Origin of the sequence: Pseudomonas sp. Kh14, from assembly GCF_900291005.1 — a bacterium.
Classification (GTDB): Bacteria; Pseudomonadota; Gammaproteobacteria; order Pseudomonadales; family Pseudomonadaceae; genus Aquipseudomonas; species Aquipseudomonas alloputida.
Window position 1 is genome coordinate 1 of record NZ_OLKJ01000173.1, and the last position, 258, is coordinate 258.

The 258-nt window shown below is 38.8% G+C and carries 1 protein-coding gene; it reads right to left on the minus strand.

The window, feature by feature from the left end; translation table 11 throughout:
* A partial coding sequence (locus FQ668_RS27735; RefSeq protein WP_144180811.1) for a PCRF domain-containing protein occupies nt 1–258 on the minus strand: 258 nt, incomplete at both ends.

The window sequence follows — 258 nt, forward strand, 5'->3', positions numbered from 1 at the left end:
ACATTCGAAACAGCATATCCGCCCAATCTTGTGCCTCGGTGCCTCCTGCTCCCGCATGAATGGATAAAATTGCATTATTTCCATCGTATTCTTCGCTTAAAAGAGCAACTATTCTTGCACTTTCCAATTGTTCTTCAGCCTCATCCATATTCTTCAGAAGCTCCGGCACATGGCTTTCGTCATCTTCTTCTTTTATCAATTCGATGAAAAGCTCAATATCTTCTACCTGCTGTTTTAATTTATTAAATTTTTCTATTC